The following is a 21507-nucleotide window of genomic DNA, read 5'->3' on the forward strand; positions in this document are numbered from 1 at the left end:
ACCACGTGGCCCTCACATGGTGGAAGGAGCTTTTCAGGTGGCTCTCAATCACGCCAACCCCGGCTCTGAACGACACGATTCATGGTCCGGCGCAGTGGCCTCCACCCGCACCACACCTGGCTCCCTCAGAAGCCAATATTCACTCGGTCATTCAGCCGCGTGACTGGCCGAACGTCGAGGACGCTTTGGGTGCCATCGCGGCGGACGGAGAAGAAGTCCGGTACGTGAGTAGAGGGTGATTGCTTGCGTCCAAAATCAATCAGAAAAGGTTGTGCAGCAATTCCCGCAACATCCCCATCGAAGTCGAGAACCATGAGCGCGGTTTGCTCAAAGCCTGACTCGAACTTCACGTGCTGTGCCGTCGAGGAGAACCAATAGCTCCCGTGAAAGTTCCGGCGCCCGGGGTATTTCTCCCCGACACGACTCACTGCGTTCGCGTGAAACCGCTCATTGAGTAGAGCTGGAGTGGGTCGGGCTGCGCGCTTCTGGTTACGAGAATCAAACCAGTGGATTGTCGATGAGAGAACGATACCTCCGGCACCGGTACCCGGCGTCGGAGTCAGTTGCGCGTTGGCTACCAGAGAGTCCGACATTGGGTCGCCCGCAGGGCCTCACCTAGGTTCGCATCAACTTGAGCACCGCTCATGTACTCAGTAATACACCGCGCAGAGGCCGAGCTCGCTTGAGCGCCTCGGCGTGTCGGAACCCAAACACGCGCGACGGGCCTCGGGAGTCGTTTGCACACCTTCTCGGTGTCAGGATTCTCCACCGAGACAGAGCATCCACCCCGGTCGAAGCTGTTCACTATCCGCCCCTCACTGCGCAGCGCTGCACGATGACGAGTTGCGCAACGCTGGCCTCAAGCTACGGCCTGACAGACAATTCTGAACACGGATTGAGTTCACAAGGTAATAATAATTACCGAAAAGAGAATCGTCAAGCCTTGCCCAGCTCCGGTACCGCTACCCGGCGCAGCGGCCCAGTTCGTGCCACGCGGATGGGGCATCGAGCTAGCCCTAGCTCGGGTCATCTGCATCGGAGAGGTCATTCGCCGACTTGCCCGCCTATACGTCTGGCGGCACGCCACGGAGCTGGCTCAACATGTCAGCCGCCTCTGCGAGCACATCTTCTAGCGCGAGACCTTCAGGGTCCGCCTCCGTGAGCATCCGTTCGGCCTCTCTAGTCATCGGCCTCAAGTGGCCACGCGGTGCGTCGTATGTGAAGAGCGCCATTTCTGCTCGCGCTCCGAACAGAACGCTCTCCCGGGTATAAGTTCCACTTGTTAGGAAGACCGCGCGCTTTTGCTCAACCATTGCAACGCCGGCAAGTTGACGTACCGCCTCGGCTCCGACACTTCCCGAGTAGTTCTTGACTTGCGCGACGTGGCTCGCCGAGGCGACGTCGACACCGCCGTCGCCGGATGCACGCGTCGTCTCAGCGTCTCCGATACCGAGAAACCGGAGCCAATCTCGCCCAAGCATCTCGGCCCCCTCGTGCGAAACGCCATACGGTTGTGGTTGAGGTCGTGGCCATTCCCTACCTGCATCAGCATCGTTCTGGAACTCGCGCGCTTCGAACACGGCTGCTACAACCCGTTGAGCGTCGCTAAGCGTGTCAGCGCGCATGCGACGCACGTTATTTTCAGAGCTATCGCGTATGCGCTGAGCTTCGAAACGGAGCCTCTCAGCGGCGTTGACAAGACTCGCCGCATCTTCCCGCACGTCATTGCCTCGTTGCCGCTCTTCGACCAGCGCTGCCCCCTCTAGCCGCAGGCTTTGGCGCTCTGCAGCTATTTCTTCAAGCTCTTCCTGAACAAGCTCGTCCACCCTGCGTTCAACAGCATCCGCACTTGCCCGACGCAGGCGCTCCACTTCCCTGGCGACCTCGGCATCCTTTGCGTCCCGATAGCGCTGCATAGCTCGCCGTTCCGGCGACAGTCGAGGAAGTGTCTGGGCTCGTACCGAGGTGTCTGAGAGGCTCTCGGCACCAATCCTCGCTGACTCTGCCGCTACATCACGCGCGGCAATCTGGGCACGGAGCTCCAGGATTCGACCCCCGGGTTTTGGCTCAGTCGTCGCACTGCGCAACCCTTCCGCCGCGCCGTCAATAAATGCGGAGCGCGCCGCCATCTCTAGGCGCTGGGTCTCCCGCGAATAGGGGCCGACGTCCTCCTCCGCGCCAAGCAAACGGCTCAGCAAATGTTTCAGCGATTCCATGAAGAAGTCAGAAGAGGTCAGCGTCCCCCTCGGCGCCCTCTCACCAAGACTGTGACCTTCGTCGCGAAATTGCTGAATAAACATTTCTCTATCCAAGACAAGCCCCCTGGTTCAAGCTCGACCCCTACGCAGCGACACGAGCAATTACTTCGGCCTGCTTGAGCACAGTAAGCGTCGCACTCTCCTGCATGTCCGGCGGATACCCATGACGACGCAGCAAGCGCTTGATGGTCGCACGCAGCTTCGCTCGCACTTGCTCCTTCACGGCCCAGTCGGTCTTGGCGTCACGACGAACGATTTCCACCAGGTCATGGGCGATGAGCTTGAGCTTGTCGTCGCCCAGCTCCACCACAGCGGAGTCATTCGTTCGGATGGCGTCGTAGAACGCCAACTCATCATCGGTCAGCCCGAGTTGCTGCGCACGGTTCGCTTCGGCCGTCAGCTTCAGTGCCAAATCAGCCAGAGCGCCCATGACCTGAGCGGAGTCGAGAGTTCGGTTCTGGTAGCGCAGTAGTGAGTCGGTCAGCATCTCAGAGAATTGCTTGCTGGCGACCACGTTGCGCTTCGCGATGCGCTTAATCTCGTCGTTCAGCAGACGACGCAGCATCTCCAATTGCAGATTTTTCCGGTCTGATTTCTTGAACTTCTCGATGAAGTCATCGTTGATGAGCGACAAGTCAGGCTTGTCGAGGCCGGCCTCTTCGTAAATGTCGATGACACCGACGCCGGTCATGGCGTCGGAGACGATTTGGCGGATGGCGGTGTCGACCTCGGCGTTTGGGTCAACACGCAAGTCGCCACCCTCGACTTTGGCGAGCTGTGCACGCACCGCTTCAAAGAACGCGGCGTCACTCTTGAGCGCTTCCGCCGCATCCGTTCCGGCACACATCGCGTAGAGCCGCACGAAACGGCCCGCGTGTGCGAGAAACCGATGTTTCAAACACGGGCTGTCCTTCGTGCACTCGTCACCGACTGTTATGTGCGCAGAGAGCAGGTATTCCACTGCGCCGGTCAGCGTATTAACGAAAGCCTTCGCACCGCCAGCAGCAAGGCCGCGACGCCACGGATAGCCGTGCAGAATTGCGTCGACGACCCCGTGGGCCTCTTCCATGCCCGGGATGGCTTGCTCGCGCAGGTCTTCGCCGAGCTCCTCGTTCTCTTGGTCACGGTCCGTGTATTCCTTGAGCGCCGATTTCAGGTCCTCGGCAATGCCGAGATAGTCGACGACGAGGCCGGCCGGCTTGTCTTTGAACGTTCGGTTGACCCGAGCGATGGCTTGCATGAGGTTTGCGCCGCGCATCGGCTTGTCGACATACATGGTGTGCATTGACGGCGAATCGAATCCGGTGAGCCACATGTCCCGCACAATGACCAGCTCCAGCTCGTCCTTCGGGTTCTTCGCGCGCTGCTTCAAATCGCGCAGAGCCTGCTTTGAGCGAATGTGCGGCTGCAGAGCCTGGTCATCAGCGGCCGAACCGGTCATCACGACTTTCAGCTTTCCGAATGCGTCGTCATCGCTGACCCAGCCCGGACGAAGTTCCGCGATTGCGGTGTACAGCGCTGCAGCGATGCGGCGCGACATTGTCACAATCATCGCCTTGCCGGCGAGCACTTCACGCCGGGCTTCCCAATGTGTGACGAGGTCGGATGCCAGCTCGGCGATGCGCTTGTCGGAGCCGACGATAGCTTCGACCCGTGCCCACTTTGATTTCAGTCGGTCCTTGGCTTCATCTTCGGAGCCAGAGGTGGCGTCACGGAAGGCATCGTCAACGTCGCCGAGTGCGTCCACAGGCAGCTCTACCCGAGCGAGACGCGGCTCGTAGTAGACCTTGACCGTCGCGCCGTCGGCGACCGCCTGAGTGAGGTCATAGGTGTCTATGTAGTCACCGAAAACATTCTTCGTCGACTTGTCACTCGACTCAATCGGCGTGCCGGTGAAGCCGATATATGTCGCGTTCGGCAGCCCATCGCGCAGATGCCGGGCAAACCCATCGATAAAGTCGTAGTTCGACCGATGAGCTTCATCAACCATCACCACAATGTTCAGACGGTCTGACAGCAACGGGAAAGCAGTTCCCGCGTCCTTCTCATCCTTCGAGATGCCGAACTTCTGAATCGTGGAGAAGATGATGCCACCGGATGCCCGGCCGTCCAGCATCTGCTTCAACTCATCCCTCGACCCAACCTGCACCGGCGATTCCGGCAACGGAGCCCCAATGCGGGCGGCCGCGAAGGTGTCGTCGAAGAGTTGGTCGTCGAGGTCGTTTCGGTCGGTGAGGACCACAACGGTCGGGTTTTCCATTCTCGAGTTCCGCATAATCTTGGCCGCGTACCAGAGCATCTCGTAGCTCTTGCCCGAGCCCTGCGTGTGCCACACAACTCCCGCACGACCATCACCCTCGACAGCTTCGACGGTGGCAACAACGGCCTTGTTAACCGCCCAGAACTGGTGGTACTTCGCCACGAACCGCACGGGGTTACCGGCGTCTCCGGTATAAACCGTGAAGTTCTGAACCAAGTCCAGCAACCGTGTCGGGTTGAGCATGCCCTTGGTGAGCACTTCATACTCCGGCAGCAGCGGGGGAGCGAGTTCGCCATGCACGGTCTTCCACGGCGCAAAGTGCTCCCAATTGCCCGCGAACGTGCCGGCTCGCGCCTGCACGCCATCGCTAATGACGGCGAGCTGATTCCAGGTGAACAGGTCTGGGATGTCATGCGTGTAGGTGCGCACCTGGTTGAATGCACCCCGCAGCGACGACGCTTCATTGCCCGCCCGCTTCAGTTCCAAGAGCACGAGTGGCAGGCCATTGACGAACAGCACGATGTCGGGACGCCGCTTCGCGGAACCAACGACGGTGAACTGATTCACGGCGAGAAAATCGTTATTGAGCGGGTTCTCCCAATCGACGAGCTGCGCCCGCGTCGTGCGCGGCGCACCCGAGGAATCCCGAACCTCGACCGGCACACCCTCAGTTAGAGACTGGTACGCCCGCCAGTTCTCCGTCATGACCAGTTGCGACTCCGGCCGTATGACCGTTTTCACGGCATCCTCGACCGCTAATTCGTCGAGTTCAGGATTGAGACGACGGACACTGTGAGCCAGCCGATGCTGCAGCACCACCTCGCGGAAGTCATGGCGTTCAGCCTCACTAGATTCTGGGTCTATGTCTGGACCATAGGCGACCGTCCACCCCAGGACGCGCAGTTCATCGAGAACAAGCTCTTCAAGCTCAGCCTCTGTCGGAATACCGCTCATTCGCCCCCCGTAGCCCCAATGCTGGCTCTGTCGCCTGCCCGAACTTTGCCCGACATGAGTAACGGCAACAACTCTTCCCGCGTTCGCCGAAGCTGAGACGCTTCGTCTATGCACGCCGCGAGTTGTTCCCGTATTGGGCTCGCTATCTGGGTGAACGTTTCAATTGCTTCTAAGTCGGGCTGACAAACTGGTGCTGCGGCGATGACCTTGGCGTTCATGTGTTTCTGGACCGAACCCGTCATCGCCCCTGCGGCGTAGTCGAGGAACGCGCGAGACTTGAGGTACCCGAACAGAAATAAAGACAAGTCGTCGCGGCGAGGGCTAAGCCTCACGAGATAGGAAGCAAAAACCGCTTCAACATCATGTTCCACGATGGCGGATTTCCCCGGGTCGGCCATCCGAGCAACGAGCAAGTCACCACGGCGGAGTCGATATTTCCGAAGGGCACCCTCGTCAATTTCACAATTGGGAACCGTTTCCCAGTCAACCCAATTCCGTTTGTTAATGTCGGTTACACGAAGGAATTTCACGCCAGTGGGGGCACTCGTGGCCGATGCAGTATGCCCATACTGAGTTGCGCATAGGTCCGCGAGGACACCTCTTTCCGTCAGTGTCCCTGAGCTTGCGAAGAGCTTCGCCCAGATGTCGTGGAACAGCCCATCTAACGTCCGTGCGAGATACTCGTTCGTCTCGATGAGGTCATCAAGCGCTCCGAGCACTCCTACTATTCTCTGTTGCTCTTCAGGGGACGGCACAGGCAACCGAAGCTTTTTAAGCCGTTCTGTGGCAAGCACCCCCGTGCCGTGGCCAGCCAGATGAACGGCACCTATGAGTTCCGAATGACGCGCCTGTACGGCGTAAGTCAAGAACCAAGGGTCAATGTGCGGCTTTGCGACAAGAGCCTTTACATCTTGATTGAATGCGACCTCACGCGTTGCGTGTACGGTGCGAATTTCTTCGAGAAGACTCATTCCGCGCACCAAGACTAGCGTCGAACCGCTCGGAGCGATGCGTGTGCCATTTCCAATCGATTCTTGAGTGACCATCTTCTCGGATGAGTCCACTCGCATGGTGTGCATGCTCGAGGCGCTTATCCACGGGATGTCGCCATTCCAGTACTGCGACTCCGATTTCCGAGGCGTACCTCCTGAATAGAAATCGGCGATTTGCTCCAGCTCCAGACTCCGCCAGCTATGCATTGGGGGCGTTCAGCGTTAACGCGTCGAGCGACCCAAGGACGAGATTTTGGAGTTTCGCCCTACGCTCGAAGCCTGCACGGACGTCAGACGTCAGCCGCGATATCTTGTCGTCGAGTGGCTCATTGTCTTTTTCCACCGCTTCACTACCCACGTAGCGGCCCGGCGTCAGCACGTGTCCGTGTTCTGCAATCTGCTCAAGACTTACACTCGCGCAGAATCCGGGCACGTCTTCGTAGGAGCTCTGGCCAGGCTCTCCGCGCCAGGCGTGATAAATATCCGCGATGTACGCGAGCTCGATGTTCGTCAGTTCCTTGTTTGTACGCGAAACCATGTCGCCGAGCTGTCGGGCGTCGATAAAAAGAACTTGGCCATGGCGAGCGCGCTGTGAGCGCTCGCTCTTAACAGCCTGTCCTGATTTGTCTTTCGTCAGGAACCAGAGGCATACAGGAATCTGAGTTGTGAAGAACAGCTGCCCTGGGAGCGCCACTATGCACTCGACAAGGTCCTTTTCAACGAGGTTCTTGCGAATCTCGCCCTCGCCGCCAGCCTGGCCAGACAACGACCCGTTCGCGAGAACCGTGGCCATTGTTCCAGTGGGCTTCAGATGGTGGAGCATGTGCTGAATCCAAGCAAAGTTCGCGTTGTTTGCCGGAGGGTTACCGTGTTGCCAGCGGACATCACCGGCCAGTTTGTCCGCACCCCAGTTCTTTATGTTGAACGGCGGGTTAGCGATGACAAAATCGGCACGCAGGTCGGCATGTTGGTCGTTCGTGAACGAATCGCCCCATTCTGGGCCGAGGTTTGCTTCGATGCCCCGGAGTGCGAGGTTCATCTTTGCCAGCCGCCAGGTGGTCGGGTTCTGCTCTTGGCCGTAGACGCTGATGTCGTTGCGAACGCCGTCGTGGGCTTTCACGAAGCGGTCTGCCTACACGAACATGCCACCGGAGCCGCAGGCGGGGTCGTAGACGCGGCCGTTGAAGGGTTCGAGCATGTCCACCATGAGTTTGACGACGCTACGAGGTGTGAAGAATTCACCGCCGAGCTTGCCCTCAGCGCTGGCGAATTTTGAAAGCATGTACTCGAACACTCGGCCAAGTACGTCGAGATTCTCGTGTTCTTCCGCGGCCAGGTTTTCGTTAGAGAATAGGTCGATGAGTCCGCCCAGCATCTGCGGGGTGAGCTCCCGTCGCGCATAGTTCTTTGGAAGCACACCCTTCAAGGTGGGGTTTTCCTTTTCAATGGCCTCCATCGCGGCGTCGATTCGTCCACCTACGTCGGGCTGCTTCGCTTTCTTGCGAAGGTCGTACCAACGATGGCCTTCCGGAATCCAGAAGATTCCCTCGCCCGCATATTCATCACGGTCTTCGAGAAGCTGTGCGAGCGCTTCCTCATTGGGCATGAAGTAGTCGCTCGACTCATCAGCGGCAAGTTGCTCAAGTTCTGAGCGACGTCTCTCGAAAACATCTGAGACGTATTTGAGGAAAATGAGGCCAAGGACGACGTGCTTGTATTCGGCAGCGTCCATGTTCGAACGCAGCTGGTTCGCCGCCTCCCAAAGCGTGTCTTCTAGACTCGCCGCTGCAGTCTTATTAGTCTTACTGGCCAACAGAAACTCCCCCTACGGCCGAGAAAATGATTGGGTGCCTGAAGAAGCAGCCCGGCCTCATATTCACCCTAGCGAGTCGGGCCGACACTACTTACACGACGCGGCGAAGGGGCGCTTCGACGCACGCCGTCGTCGTCAACGGACGCGCGTCGTGGCAACGGTCGTGTCGGAGGCAGCCCGTATCGTGCAACTACACGAGAGGACCTTCAACGATGCGAGCAATTTGCCCGGTCTGCGACCAAACTGCCACGGTAAGCACCAGACGAGTGATGACGGCCCACGAGTCCAGCAGAGGTCGCTGCTCAGGAACAGGCGGGCCGCCGGGGAGGCTGGTCGTGGACACCCTTCGCCCTCGACCAACGGCGGCTCAAGAACGCGACTTACTTCGGGCATCTCGAAAGGCCCTGGCGCCGAATCCCCGTGTTCGTCCGCGACTCGTAGAGCCGGCAGCTCCGTCCCGCCAGCGGCGGAACGAATTTCAAGCCCGTGAAATCAAGGCGCCGGCACCGAGGCCGGCTGTTGCCCGCCGCTCCACCACAAAGCCAGGAGGAGTGGGCAAAGCAAAGTCATTCGAATCACGCCGAAAAGCATCTAGTGCATCCCAACGGATTTACGAAGCAGAGGCAGTCGCTCTCAAGAAAGCGAGCCTTGACCGGGGAATCGTACCCAGACGCAAGCCGACGCCCGACCCGACGAAGAAGAGGTGGGTTGAGTCGATAGTCGGTGGAGGGTCTCCAGGGCTGGGTAAAAGGTAACTACTTGGCGTTGGCCGCCAATACATTGCGTGTGCTGCCGATTGTGGCGTCGCTGGGGGAGGCGAATCATTGCTTAGCTGCTGACGACCGCCCTGTCACCACTCGATGCTCGCATGAGCGATGAACGCCTCGACGAGGTGTTCCGGTTCGTCAAGGTGGCTGAGCGGCCGGTCGCCGCCAAAATATGTGGTCGGCGTGTACAGCCAGAAAGTCAGACTGAAGCCCGAGAAGTCCAGGTCGGAAGCCGCCGAGACGAGTGGGAGCACGAAGGACTCGATATGGTCACGGTCGGGTCCGAACTGAAGGCCGGGGAACACGATTTCATCCCTCCAGATGAGCGCAATGAGCTGGTCCGTAGCGAGCATCACCCTAATTTGGGGCTCATCCACCTTCAGCATGGTCGCCACCTCATCCATCGAGTACAACCCATCCAGGGCGTTGATATTTTGAAGGGCAACATCCGTGGCTGCCTTCCCCAGCTCCGTTCCGGTGAGAAGCTCAATTCGCACGATGGTCGTGCTTTGCTGCGTGTAATAGTCGGCGAATGAATCGTCGGATTTCATCGTCCAATACCCGGTCTCGCCGACTTTGCACGTGTCAAGTGTGCGGAGAGGACGTTCGAAATCGTTGAAGGTGACGTTGCTGCCGATACCTGGGATTCGGGTGACGGTGCCGCGCTGGAGGTTCACGATGTAGCTGCTGCAGACTGTCGTGACGCGCCAGACCCACGATTCGTCTCCACTGAGTTCATCCACGGTATTCATTGGTCCCCCGTTCCACGTTGGTCGGGCTTGATATCAACGCCGAGTGAGTTCGGCATTGGACTGCTATTTTGAACGACGGGGACGTCGGAGGGTTTTCCCAGCAGACTCCGTCGCTACATCAACACGACTAGTTCAATCGTGCCCAAGAGTTTCCACGGTCGTTCTTTGACGTGAAGCAGCGATTTCTACGGTAATAGTAATCACCACGCGGACAGCCGTCAAGACCACCCAACCAACTCGTGGCGGCCGGTCAGGACCCGCCTACCAGTACCACACGCACTCGGTCGCATTCAGGGACGGCGGGAGCCGCAGTAGCTGCTCCCAGTTCCGTAAGGCGTCGCTGGAGTCCTGCAATCGCGCGCGGCTCATTCCCGCGGAATTCGGTAAATACCTCTGAAACGAGCGTCTGCACGTCCAGAAAGTTGTACTCGTTTGCGAGCTTCTGAGCCCGACGGAGCAACCCAATTAGATTGGTGTTACCAGCGAGGAGGAATGCGCCTGCGTGCGCCACCGCAAACATGAGGTCGTTGGACGTCAGCATCCCGTGACCCCCTACTTTGCATGCGTGCCGAAGCTCAACGATTCCCTGAATTGCTGAGGCGCCCTGCAATTTCCCAGCATTCGCCGCGAACTCCCGATAGCTGTCCAGAGATAGCTCCATCGTGTCCCCCTTTGAACCGTCGAGCCCGATGGTAACTGTCTGAATCTGGCTAGCTGCCTCGGACATCGCAATCACGAGCGCGAGGTTGAATGGCTTCACCTCGCTACCTGAAACTTGGAATCCCCAGTGCTCGTTCCGACTCAAAACTTCAACCTCGAGCCCGTGATGCTCCAGCATGACCCGAGAGAGTTCGATTCCTGAAAGCCCTAGGTAGTCCGCATCCGAATCGCTCAGGGGAATGGCGATACCGGCTACCTCCAGCGCATTTCGCAGCGCCCACGATGCAGCGCTAAGCGACTCAAGGTTTGCGAGAATCATGTCCACAACTTCAAGGGCCGAGTGCGTACCTTGGTAGGTCTTCAACGTGAAAACGACATTGTCGCCATCGACACGGAAGCCGCCGCCGTGCTGTGCGGCGTTCCTCAAAAAGTTGTCGCGGCCCAGAAACCATTCGTCCAACTGGGGCACGCGCTTTAGCGCATCACTGGATAATGTTGCCCCATCCAAAATGAGCTTGAGATAGGGCCTTGACTTGGCCCCGGCCAAAAGCAGATAGAGCGCAAACAGTGGCCCGGCCACTTCCTCGTAGACTTCGGCGTGGAGACGCATCAGGCGACGGAATATTGTTTCGCCATTCGTCTCACTTAGCATCACGCTTTCGAACGCGTTCAGTGCCTCCGCGAGCCGCCGCCGACTTGCTGCCAGACCGTCCAGCACACCCTCAGATTCGGCGACAGAGACGAGAAGAGGTGCATTCGAACAGAAGCGCGCACTCTCCGCAAGTACGCGACGCAGACGATGACCGTCAAGATGTGCGGCGGCGACTGTATCGAGCACCAAGAACTCCGCCCCCATGCCCGACGCTACATCGACGCCGGCGAATTTCGCGACTTCGGCCCGCCCGCGTTCATCGATTTCGAGAATAGAAACGCCAGGATAGTTGTGTTCGATACCTCTAAAGACACGCTGAAATAGGGAAATCCCTGAGTCGCCGTCGAAGCCTTCCGCCGCGCCGTGCGCGCGGAGATGCCCAGAATACGCGTCGGCTACCGAATCTAGGTGCGCTTGCCCGCGGCCGCCGAGGCGCTGAGCCTCGTGAATTGTGGCTGCAGTCAATGCCTCTCGATAGTCTGACCAAAACTGGACCCCGCGCTCCAACGCCGCGACCGTTGCGCCATGAATAGGAATACTTGGCCGTCGTGCAGGGAGGGAGGACACCGCCTGGCTAAGTCCGAGGAGATGGGCAACCGCAGCCGCGAGTTGTTCTACAACGTCCCGGTTTTCCATCCTGTCCACAAACAGCTTGAACGCCTTAGCAACCTCCTCGACTGCAGCCTCAACGTCACGCACTGCTGGCGTACCAGGCTCGACCGATGCTGCACTTCGCAGTTCTTCGACGCGCCTGTCCAACACCGCTACGGCCGTCCGGCGGCGAACTACATCTGCGTTTACTTCCCCTGCCCTTGGGCGAGAACCACAATCGTCACATGCGGCACCGAGAATCCGCTTCTGCCCGCAAACGTCGCAAGCCAACGTCTGGAAACCAATGCCACCGCGACTCATCGTCACTCCCCTATGAATTCGATGCTGCAGACCAAATGATGAAGCCGCTCCTCGTAAGAACTACGTTCACTACAATTCAGTCCCCGCGACACGTAGCAGCTACCTGTCCGGGCGCCAGGCAGTCTTATCAATCTTCTTGGGACGCCGGGACTGCTCACTCCTCGTCATGAGCAGAGGTCTCGCGTATTTCAGGTAGAACTCCCTCCAGCGCTCACGAACAGCAGGGTCATGCAGGGCGTCACCCACGTAGGCGTCATCGTTACCCTTCTCAGTTAGGAGTTCAATGTTGTCGGCCCCACCCTCCGATTCAGCGAAGCGATACACGAGCTGGCTCCAAGCCGGGTTCTCGTAGACCACGCATGCGGCAGCTCTACTGGAAAAGGCTTCCCCAGACTTGTCGGAGAGCACTGCGCCGCCCGCGGAGAATCGCGTTTGTCGATAGCCGTAGCGAAGGTCTTCGATTGCAGCCCTCAACGCATCGGCGACCTTCTTCTCATGGTCACTCGGATAAATCGACTCGATGTACGAGAATTCCGTTGTGGACTTGTCTGTACGGCGAATCCAGATGCCGATGCTGTCTTCGGCGACCTGCACACCGTCCGCGTTTTTGTTGTTCCCAACGTAGAAGTGCCTCACCCCAACGCCAGCTTTAACCTCAGCGTTTTGATGGATGCCGAGAATCTCAGTCAGGACCAAGACGTGTCGCTCATCATCAATCGGTGTGCCATCTGCATAACGCGGGTCTCGAAGAATCGCGAGGCACTCCGCCTCAGCGGCAATCCGTGAAGGCCACGTTAGCGTTGCCCCCACAACTTCCTTGCTCTTTGCCAAAAGTTTCCCCTTCCTAACGACAACCTCACGGTCATAATGTCCGAGTCGGACTATCGGATTCAATCGGCGGTATGGCGCGGCCACAGCTCAGAGTTCAGCCCACGTTCGAGATGCGTAATGGTCCATGCGTCGGGCCAGCTCTTGCCGTTGAGAGCGTTCAGAACCGTTACGTGGCTGAGTCCAGAATCCGCCGCAGCGGACCGTACGCTCCGGTCGCCAATGGCGCGCCTCACGTTCAAGGCGAACAAACGCACAACCTCAGCGCTCGGGTTGGCCGAAGGGTTCTCCGGCCAACCCGAACACAGTTCAATCGGAAGCGGTCGTTTGGCATTAGCCATGTGCCCCGCCCCCCACGTTTCGAAGTTCTTGAATAGCCGTGCACGGCACTCGGAGCATCCCTTCGAGTCGAAAAAGCGAAGAGAGAGGTTTACACGGCGAGGTCGTCGCGACCGGGTCAGGTAGCGGTACTGACAAATACCGCGCGAAAACTGACATCTAATTTGCGAAACTGACAACTAAATCGCGAAACAACACCCTTTCAGTAGTGCTCCAGACCTAGAAGTCCCAGTCGTCGTCTTCGGTGTTGACGGCCTTGCCGATGACGTACGAGGAGCCCGACCCGGAGAAGAAGTCGTGGTTCTCGTCGGCGTTGGGCGACAGCGCCGACAGGATCGCCGGGTTCACGTCGGTGACGCTCTTGGGGAACATGGCCTCGTAGCCGAGGTTCATCAAGGCCTTGTTGGCGTTGTAGTGCAGGAACTTCTTCACGTCTTCGGTCAGGCCGACCTGGTCATAGAGGTCCTGCGTGTACTGCACCTCGTTCTCGTACAGCTCGTACATGAGGTTGAAGGTGTAGTCCTTGATCTCGTCCTTGCGCTCCTGCGTGGCGCCTTCGAGGCCCTTCTGGAACTTGTAGCCGATGTAGTAGCCGTGCACGGCTTCATCCCGAATGATCAGACGGATGAGGTCGGCCGTGTTGGTGAGGCGGGCGCGGCTGGAGAAGTACATCGGCAGGTAGAAGCCGGAGTAGAACAGGAACGACTCGAGCAGCACCGAGGCGACCTTGCGCTTCAGCGGGTCGTCACCCTGGTAGTAGTCCATCACGATGGACGCCTTCTTCTGCAGGTTGACGTTCTCGGTCGACCAGCGGAACGCCTCGTCGATCTCCTTCGTCGACGCGAGCGTCGAGAAGATCGAGGAGTAGCTCTTCGCGTGTACCGATTCCATGAACGCGATGTTCGTGTAGACGGCTTCCTCGTGCGGGGTGATAGCGTCGGGGATCAGCGAGACGGCGCCGACGGTGCCCTGGATGGTGTCGAGCAGGGTGAGTCCGGTGAATACCCGCATGGTGAGCTGCTGCTCCACGGGGGTGAGCTGGTTCCAGGACTGCACGTCGTTGGAGAGCGGGATCTTCTCGGGCAGCCAGAAGTTGTTGACGAGGCGGTTCCAGACCTCGACGTCTTTTTCGTCTTCGATCTTGTTCCAGTTGATCGCGTCAACGTGGGAGACGAGCTTGAGCTTGTCAATCATGATTTATTCCTCTTGGTGGTACGTCGTTGATCGAGCCTGTCGAGATCTGCTTACGTGGTCTCGACAGGCTCGACCACCGCTGAGATCAGTGAATTACATCACAAAGCGCAGGAAACACAGCCCTCAACCTCGGTCCCCTCGAGGGCCATCTGGCGCAGACGGATGTAGTAGATCGTCTTGATGCCCTTTTTCCACGCGTAGATCTGCGCGCGGTTGATGTCGCGGGTGGTGGCGGTGTCCTTGAAGAACAGCGTCAGCGACAGGCCCTGGTCCACGTGCTGGGTGGCCGCGGCGTAGGTGTCGATGACCTTCTCGTAGCCGATTTCGTAGGCATCCTGGTAGAACTCGGTGTTGTCGTTCGTCATGAACGGCGCCGGGTAGTACACGCGGCCGAGCTTGCCTTCCTTGCGGATCTCGATCTTCGAGGCGATCGGGTGGATCGACGCGGTCGAGTTGTTGATGTACGAGATCGACCCTGTCGGCGGCACGGCCTGCAGGTTCTGGTTGTAGATGCCGTGCGCCATGACGGATGCCTTGAGCTCGGCCCAGTCGGCCTGCGTGGGGATCTCGACGTTGGAGTTCGCGAACAGCTCGGCGCCGCGGGCGGTGACGGGCTCCCACACCTGGTCGGTGTACTTGTCGAAGAACACACCGGACGCGTAGGTCGAGTCGGCGAAGCCGTCGAAGGTGATGCCACGCTCGATGGCGATCTTGTTGGAAGCGCGCAGGGCGTGGAACAGCACCGTGTAGAAGTAGATGTTGGTGAAGTCGATGCCTTCTGGGCTGCCGTAGTACACCCGCTCACGGGCGAGGTAGCCGTGCAGGTTCATCTGGCCCAGGCCGATGGCGTGGGACTTGTCGTTGCCGCTCTCGATCGAACGCACCGACGCGATGTGGCTCTGGTCGGAGACCGCGCTGAGCCCGCGGATGGCGGTGTCGACGACCCGACCGAAGTCGGGCGCATCCATGGCCAGCGCGATGTTCATCGAGCCGAGGTTGCAGGAGATGTCCTTGCCGATGGTGTCGTAGGAGAGGTCCTCGTTGTACGTGGTCGGGGTGTTGACCTGGAGGATCTCCGAGCACAGGTTCGACATGTTGATGCGACCCTTGATCGGGTTCGCCTCGTTCACGGTGTCTTCGAACATGATGTACGGGTAGCCGGACTCGAACTGGATCTCGGCGAGGGTCTGGAAGAAGTCGCGGGCCTTCATCTTGGACTTCTTGATGCGGGAGTCGTCGACCATCTCGTGGTACTTCTCGGACACCGAGATGTCGGCGAACGGCACGCCGTAGACGCGCTCGACGTCGTACGGGGAGAACAGGTACATGTCCTCGTTGTTCTTGGCCAGCTCGAAGGTGATGTCGGGGATGACCACACCGAGGGAGAGGGTCTTGATGCGGATCTTCTCGTCGGCGTTCTCGCGCTTGGTGTCGAGGAAGCGCATGATGTCGGGGTGGTGCGCGTGCAGGTACACCGCGCCGGCACCCTGGCGGGCACCGAGCTGGTTGGCGTAGCTGAAGGAGTCTTCGAGCAGCTTCATCACGGGGATGATGCCGCTGGACTGGTTCTCGATCTGCTTGATCGGCGCGCCGGACTCACGGATGTTGGAGAGCAGCAGGGCCACGCCCCCGCCGCGCTTGGACAGCTGCAGCGAGGAGTTGATACCGCGGGAGATGGACTCCATGTTGTCTTCGATGCGCAGCAGGAAGCAGGAGACGAGCTCGCCGCGCTGGGCCTTGCCGGAGTTCAGGAAGGTGGGCGTCGCGGGCTGGAATCGACCGGCGATGATCTCCTCGACGAGGGCGACCGCGAGCTGTTCGTCGCCCTGGGCCAGGCCGAGGGCGGTCATCACGACGCGGTCCTCGAAGCGCTCGAGGTAACGCTTGCCGTCGAAGGTCTTCAGCGTGTACGAGGTGTAGTACTTGAACGCGCCGAGGAAGGTCTGGAAGCGGAACTTCTTCGAGTACGCCAGGTTGTTGAGGCTGGTGATGAACTCGAAGCTGTACATGTCGAGCACGGCCTGCTCGTAGTACTCCTTCTCGACCAGGTAGTCGAGGCGTTCACGCAACGAGTGGAAGAACACCGTGTTCTGGTTCACGTGCTGCAGGAAGAACTCCCGGGCAGCTTCGCGGTCCTTGTCGAACTGGATCTCCCCGTTCGGTCCGTACAGGTTGAGCATGGCGTTCAGGGAGTGATAATCCATGTCCAGGCCCGACGGCGGGCTGATCGGGGTGACCTTCACGGCTGTTGCTTCCAAAATTCTTCCAATCCTTCGTGAACGGCGGCTACGTCGTCCGGTGTGCCGAATACTTCAAAGCGATACAGGTGGGGCACACCGCACTTCTGCGAGATGATGTCCCCGGCGAGGCAGAAGGCCTCACCGAAATTCGTGTTCCCGGCGCCGATGACGCCGCGGATGAGTGAGCGGTTGCGTGTGTCGTTCAGAAAGCGGATGACCTGGCGCGGCACTGCCGGCCCCAGATCGCCGCCGCCGTAGGTGGGTACAACGAGCACAAACGGATGCCGGGCGACAAGGGGCGCATCCTTGGCGTACAGCGGGATGCGGGCGGCGGGCCGGCCGAGCTTTTCGACGAACCTCTGAGTGTTTCCGGAGACGCTCGAGAAGTAGACGATGTCCACGTCTCCGGCATCGACTTCCGCGCCGGCACCCTGTCCTGCCGCGCCGGCGGTGGACTCGCGAGTGGAATCAGCCTGAAGCAGCATGGGTTCCCCTTTTCGTGCGAGTTGAACGGTCGGCGCCCCCCAGGCGCAACGCTGGTTACGCCAGGCGCGCGGCGAGCTCGTTGATCTTGTCGGGGCGGAAGCCCGACCAGTGGTCCTCATCGGTGATGACGACGGGCGCCTGCAGGTAGCCGAGCGCCTTGACGGCCTCGAGTGCGTTCTCGTCGGCTGACAGGTCGAGGATGTTGTACTCGATGCCCTTGTTGTCCAGGGCACGGTAGGTCGCGGTGCACTGCACGCAGGACGGCTTGGTGTAGACGGTGATTGCCATCGAAGAGGCCTCTCGTATCGTTCTCGTCGTTTCGGACCATAGGCAAAGCTGTGCGAAATCCGTGGTGAAGACGTAGTGGAAATGTGGTGGAAATGCACCCGTAAAGTGCGAAGTTCTTTTTCAAGCGTTGTGCGATTGCTTGGACTTCAATACTACATCTAGTGATTGCCAATGGGAACAGCCACTACATGCGGGAATTACAATTATGTACTTATCCACCGACATTCCACCGGTTGTCAACAGGGCGGCACCACCGAAGACCGCAGGAATACGCGGTCGGACCCGAAGTTATCCACAGGTCGAGCGGGGACATGATTTTGCCCTGTGGAATCCGCCGCCGGGCGCGTCGATCACCCGGTCGGCGGATCCGTCCCCCTTCCGGGGCTCAGGATTTGCGCTTGCGCGAGACGACGAATCGCTGCAGCAGCACGAAGGCGAGGAGAATGCCGCCGGTGATGATCGTGGTGGCCTCCGGCGGGATGCCGCCGTCGCGGGTGATGAGCACATTCATCAGTCCGAGAACCAGCGCGCCGATCACGGAACCGAGCACAAAGCCGGCACCGCCGGTGAGCAGCGTCCCGCCGATGATGACGGCGGCGATGGCGTCCAGCTCCCAGCCCACCCCGGTGATGTTCTGCGCGATGCCGAGCTTCGAGGTGTACACCACGGCGGCCAGTCCCGCGAGGGTGCCGCTGATCACGTAGATCAACAGTTTCGTGCGCACCACCGGCAGGCCCATCAGCAACGCCGACTGTTCCGAACCGCCGATCGCGTAGACCGTGCGACCGAATCGGGTGCGGTGCAGCATGAAGAACGCCACGATGACGACGAGGGCGGCGATGAGCACGTTGGGGGTTGTCACGAGGTCGTCGATCTTGGGTCCGTCGTAGACCTTCCACTGCGTGGACAGGCTGCGGATCACCGAGTCGTCGTCGAGCCGCTGCGGGGTGGTGCTGAGGATGGACGCGAGGCCGCGGGCGAGGAACATCATCGCGAGGGTCGCGATGAAGGGTTGCACGTTGAAGTACTGGATCAGCACCCCCGAGGCGACACCGAAGAGCGAGCCGATCAGGATCATCAGCACGATCACGATGAGCGGATTCCAGCCGGCGTTGGCCAGCATCACCCCGACCAGGCTGCTGATGGCGATCACCGCTCCGACCGACAGGTCGATCCCGCCGGTGAGGATGACGAAGGTCAGGCCCACCGCCAGGATGATCAGATACGCGTTGTTGATCAGCAGGTTCGAGATCGTGCTGAACTGCACAATCCGCCCGTAGGCGACCTCGCCGTAGATCAGCATGGCGATGAAGATCGCCACGGCGGCCAGGGTCGGCAGGGTTTCCAGGTTCGGCTTCATTCGCGACAGCAGCGAGGGTGCGGCCGGCCGATCGAGCTCGGTGATGGTCATACCGGCACCGTTTCCTTATCCGTGATGATGACGCGGGTTCTGCGCCGGTTGAACATCGAGCGCACCCTGGGCGACTGGAGGAGGCAGATGATCACGATGACGACAGCCTTGAAGGCCGGCGTCGCCGACGAGGGAATGGACATGTAGACGATGGTCTTGTCGAGTGTCGCGATCAGCAGCGCCCCGATGATGCTGCCGGTGAGCGAGAATTTGCCTCCGGCCAGCGAGGTCCCGCCGATGACCACGGCGAGGATCGCATCCATTTCGGCGGTCATGCCCGTTTTCGCCACCTCCACCGTCATGACGCTGGCGGTGCTGAAGATCCCGGCCACGCCGGCGAGCACGGCGCTCACTATATAGACGGAGATGAGGATGCCGACGGGGCGGATCCCCGCCATCCGGGCGGCCTTGGGGTTGATGCCGATGGATTCGATCATCAGGCCGAGCGCGGTGCGGCGCACCAGGGCGGCCAGGACCGCCACGATCAGCACCGCGATGACGAACACGACGGGAAAGCCGAGGAAGGTGCCGTTGGCGATCCAACGGAACGTTTCGTTCGTCGCCGAGGTGTTCTGGCCCGAGGTGATCACCTTGGCCAGGCCGCGGCCGGCGAGCATCATCACCAGGGTCGTGATGAAGGGTTGCAGGCCCACGATCGAGACCAGGATGCCGTTCAGGGTGCCGAGCAGCGCGCTGATGCCCAGCGCCAGGAGCACGGCCACCACCGCGGTGCCGAACGACCCGGTGCCGGTGTTGCGCATGAATTCCATGGAGACGGCCCCGGCCACCGCCATCACCGACCCGACCGACAGGTCGATGCCGCGGGTGGCGATGACCAGGGTCATGCCGACCGCGATCATCATGATCGGCGCGCTCGCGCGCAGGATGTCGATGACGTTGCCCGAGAGGTTGCCGGTGGCGGCGTTGACCGATACCCCGAGGTAGGCGGGATTCTTGGTGAGATTGACCACGAGCAACAGAAGCAGGGCCACGATCGCCCAGACGTACGGTTGGTGGAACAGCCCGGTGATGACGCGGATGGCTGCGGACGGACGTGCGACGGGGGTGCTCATGCGCCGCTCCCTTCTGAAGCGATGAGATCGACGATGGCTTCGGCGGTCACGTCGGGTCCGTTGACGATCTCGCCGATCTTGCGCCGGTCTTTCAGCACGATGATGCGCTCACTGAGGCGCACGACTTCCTCCAATTCAGACGAAATGAAGATCACCGACATGCCGTCATCGGCGAGCGCCACAATTGTCTCCTGAATCTCCGCCTTGGCCCCCACATCGATTCCGCGGGTCGGTTCGTCGAGGATCAGGAGTTCCGGTTGGGTGGCCAACCAGCGGCCGAGCAGGACCTTCTGCTGGTTGCCGCCGGACAGATCCCGCACGGCGCGCTCCGGGTCGGCGGGTCGAACGTTCAGCTCCACCAGGTACTTGTCGCAGATCGCGGCCTGTTCCCGGCGGGACAGCGGCCGGGCCCAGCCGCGGCGGGCCTGCACGGCCAGCACCAGGTTCTCCCGCACCGTGAGGTCGCCGACGATTCCCTCGTCGCGCCGGTTTTCGGTGGAGAAGGCGATTTTGCGCGCCAGGGCGCCGACCGGGCTGGTGACCTCGGTGGTTTTCCCGTCGATGGTCACGATGCCGGCATCGGGTTTGTCTGCACCGTAGATGAGCCGGCCGAGCTCGGTGCGGCCGGAACCGAGCAACCCGGCCAGGCCCACCACTTCGCCGGCGTGCACCTCGATGTCCACGGGTTCGATGGAGCCCTTGCGGGTCAGGTCTTTCGCGCTGTAGTAGGGCGCGCCGCCCGAGTGCACGGCCCGGGACCGCTGGGAGCCCAGGGAGTTGAGGGTGTCCACGTCCTTGCCGATCATCTCGGAGATGAGCTGGTTGCGCGGCAGCGCAGCTGTCTGGTGCTCGCCGACGACGACGCCGTTCCGCAGAACGGTGAGCCGGTCGCTGATCGCGTACACCTGGTCGAGGAAGTGCGAGACGAAGAGGATGGCCACACCCTCGTCGCGCAGTCGGCGGATGACCGTGAACAGGCCCTCAACCTCGTTCGCGTCCAGGCTGGAGGTCGGTTCGTCCAGAATCAGGACCGTGGAGTCGGTGACCATCGCGCGGCTGATCGCGACCAGCTGCTGCAGGGCGAGCGAGATGCTGGAGAGCGGTTGTCTGGGGTCGAGGTCGCCCAGGCCCAACCGGACGAGGGCCTCGTGGGCCGCCTCGTGGGTTTTGCGCCAGTTGATGCCGATGGGCCCGCGTACCTCGTGGCCGAGCATCACGTTCTCCCCCACCGTGAGGTTGTCGCAGAGGTTGACCTCCTGGTAGACGGTGGAGATGCCGGCGCTCTGCGCATCCGCGGTGCCCGCGAACCGCCGCGGAAGACCGCCGACGGTGATGGTGCCGGAGTCGATCTTGTACACACCGGTGAGCGCCTTGATGAGGGTGGATTTGCCCGCCCCGTTCTCGCCCATCAGGGTGTGCACTTCGCCAGGGAAGAGTCGGAAGTTCACGTTCTGGAGAGCCTTGACCCCCGGGAACTCGATCGAGATGTTCTCCATCTCGACGATCGGCTCTGTCACTGCCGGCACTGTCGCTGCCATGTCTCTGCCTGGTCCTGCCGGTGTGTCGGCCTCGAAAGTTGAGTGGCGTGGCGAACCTGCCACGAAGGGGGTGTTCGTTCCTGCGGCCGA

At 60.4% G+C, this 21507-nt stretch carries 14 protein-coding genes and 1 pseudogene; all 15 read right to left on the reverse strand.

Annotated features, from left to right (window positions below; all coding sequences use genetic code 11):
• Positions 1-125: 125 nt before the first annotated feature.
• The 15 genes and pseudogenes from RCH12_RS16690 to RCH12_RS16760 all read right to left on the reverse strand — a co-directional run bounded on the left by RCH12_RS16690 (position 126) and on the right by RCH12_RS16760 (position 21417).
• Positions 126-350, reverse strand: coding sequence for a hypothetical protein (locus RCH12_RS16690; RefSeq protein ID WP_327017616.1), 225 nt, complete (start codon positions 348-350; stop codon positions 126-128).
• Positions 351-1064: 714 nt separating this feature from the next.
• On the reverse strand, positions 1065-2300 hold the full coding sequence (locus RCH12_RS16695; RefSeq protein WP_327017617.1) for a restriction endonuclease: 1236 nt from the start codon (positions 2298-2300) through the stop codon (positions 1065-1067).
• A 40-nt stretch (positions 2301-2340) separates the two neighbouring features.
• Positions 2341-5472, reverse strand: coding sequence for a type I restriction endonuclease subunit R (locus tag RCH12_RS16700; RefSeq protein WP_327017618.1), 3132 nt, complete (start codon positions 5470-5472; stop codon positions 2341-2343).
• Positions 5469-6671: a restriction endonuclease subunit S gene (locus RCH12_RS16705; RefSeq protein ID WP_327017619.1), complete on the reverse strand. Its 1203-nt coding sequence runs from the start codon at positions 6669-6671 to the stop codon at positions 5469-5471. The genes RCH12_RS16700 and RCH12_RS16705 overlap by 4 nt, the downstream gene beginning before the upstream one ends.
• Positions 6664-8277 (reverse strand): annotated as a pseudogene (locus RCH12_RS16710) (class I SAM-dependent DNA methyltransferase). Before RCH12_RS16710 ends, RCH12_RS16705 begins: the two are co-directional and overlap by 8 nt.
• An 850-nt stretch (positions 8278-9127) precedes the next feature.
• On the reverse strand, positions 9128-9787 hold the full coding sequence (locus RCH12_RS16715; RefSeq protein ID WP_327017620.1) for a hypothetical protein: 660 nt from the start codon (positions 9785-9787) through the stop codon (positions 9128-9130).
• Positions 9788-10046: 259 nt separating this feature from the next.
• Positions 10047-11807, reverse strand: coding sequence for a hypothetical protein (locus tag RCH12_RS16720; protein ID WP_327017621.1), 1761 nt, complete (start codon positions 11805-11807; stop codon positions 10047-10049).
• Between the two features lie 312 nt (positions 11808-12119).
• A complete protein-coding gene (locus RCH12_RS16725; RefSeq protein WP_327017622.1) occupies positions 12120-12851 on the reverse strand; it encodes a DCL family protein in 732 nt (243 codons plus the stop codon).
• Positions 12852-13406: 555 nt separating this feature from the next.
• Positions 13407-14381 (reverse strand): class 1b ribonucleoside-diphosphate reductase subunit beta, encoded by a 975-nt coding sequence (gene nrdF / locus RCH12_RS16730; protein WP_088455068.1) that lies wholly within the window; start codon positions 14379-14381, stop codon positions 13407-13409.
• A gap of 98 nt (positions 14382-14479) precedes the next feature.
• Positions 14480-16585, reverse strand: a complete 2106-nt coding sequence (gene nrdE, locus RCH12_RS16735) for a class 1b ribonucleoside-diphosphate reductase subunit alpha (protein WP_103479866.1) — start codon at positions 16583-16585, stop codon at positions 14480-14482.
• A 35-nt stretch (positions 16586-16620) separates the two neighbouring features.
• Positions 16621-17106, reverse strand: a complete 486-nt coding sequence (nrdI, locus tag RCH12_RS16740; RefSeq protein ID WP_327017623.1) for a class Ib ribonucleoside-diphosphate reductase assembly flavoprotein NrdI — start codon at positions 17104-17106, stop codon at positions 16621-16623.
• A gap of 55 nt (positions 17107-17161) precedes the next feature.
• Positions 17162-17395, reverse strand: coding sequence for a glutaredoxin-like protein NrdH (gene nrdH / locus RCH12_RS16745; protein ID WP_066592430.1), 234 nt, complete (start codon positions 17393-17395; stop codon positions 17162-17164).
• A gap of 385 nt (positions 17396-17780) precedes the next feature.
• Complete coding sequence (locus tag RCH12_RS16750) at positions 17781-18806, reverse strand: ABC transporter permease subunit (protein ID WP_103432801.1); 1026 nt, start codon at positions 18804-18806, stop codon at positions 17781-17783.
• A complete protein-coding gene (locus RCH12_RS16755; RefSeq protein ID WP_088455065.1) occupies positions 18803-19879 on the reverse strand; it encodes an ABC transporter permease in 1077 nt (358 codons plus the stop codon). The genes RCH12_RS16750 and RCH12_RS16755 overlap by 4 nt, the downstream gene beginning before the upstream one ends.
• Complete coding sequence (locus RCH12_RS16760; protein ID WP_103432802.1) at positions 19876-21417, reverse strand: sugar ABC transporter ATP-binding protein; 1542 nt, start codon at positions 21415-21417, stop codon at positions 19876-19878. The genes RCH12_RS16755 and RCH12_RS16760 overlap by 4 nt, the downstream gene beginning before the upstream one ends.
• Positions 21418-21507: the final 90 nt, after the last annotated feature.

The sequence above is a fragment of the Cryobacterium sp. MP_3.1 genome (assembly GCF_035984795.1).
In the GTDB taxonomy this organism is placed as follows: Bacteria; Actinomycetota; Actinomycetes; order Actinomycetales; family Microbacteriaceae; genus Cryobacterium; species Cryobacterium zongtaii.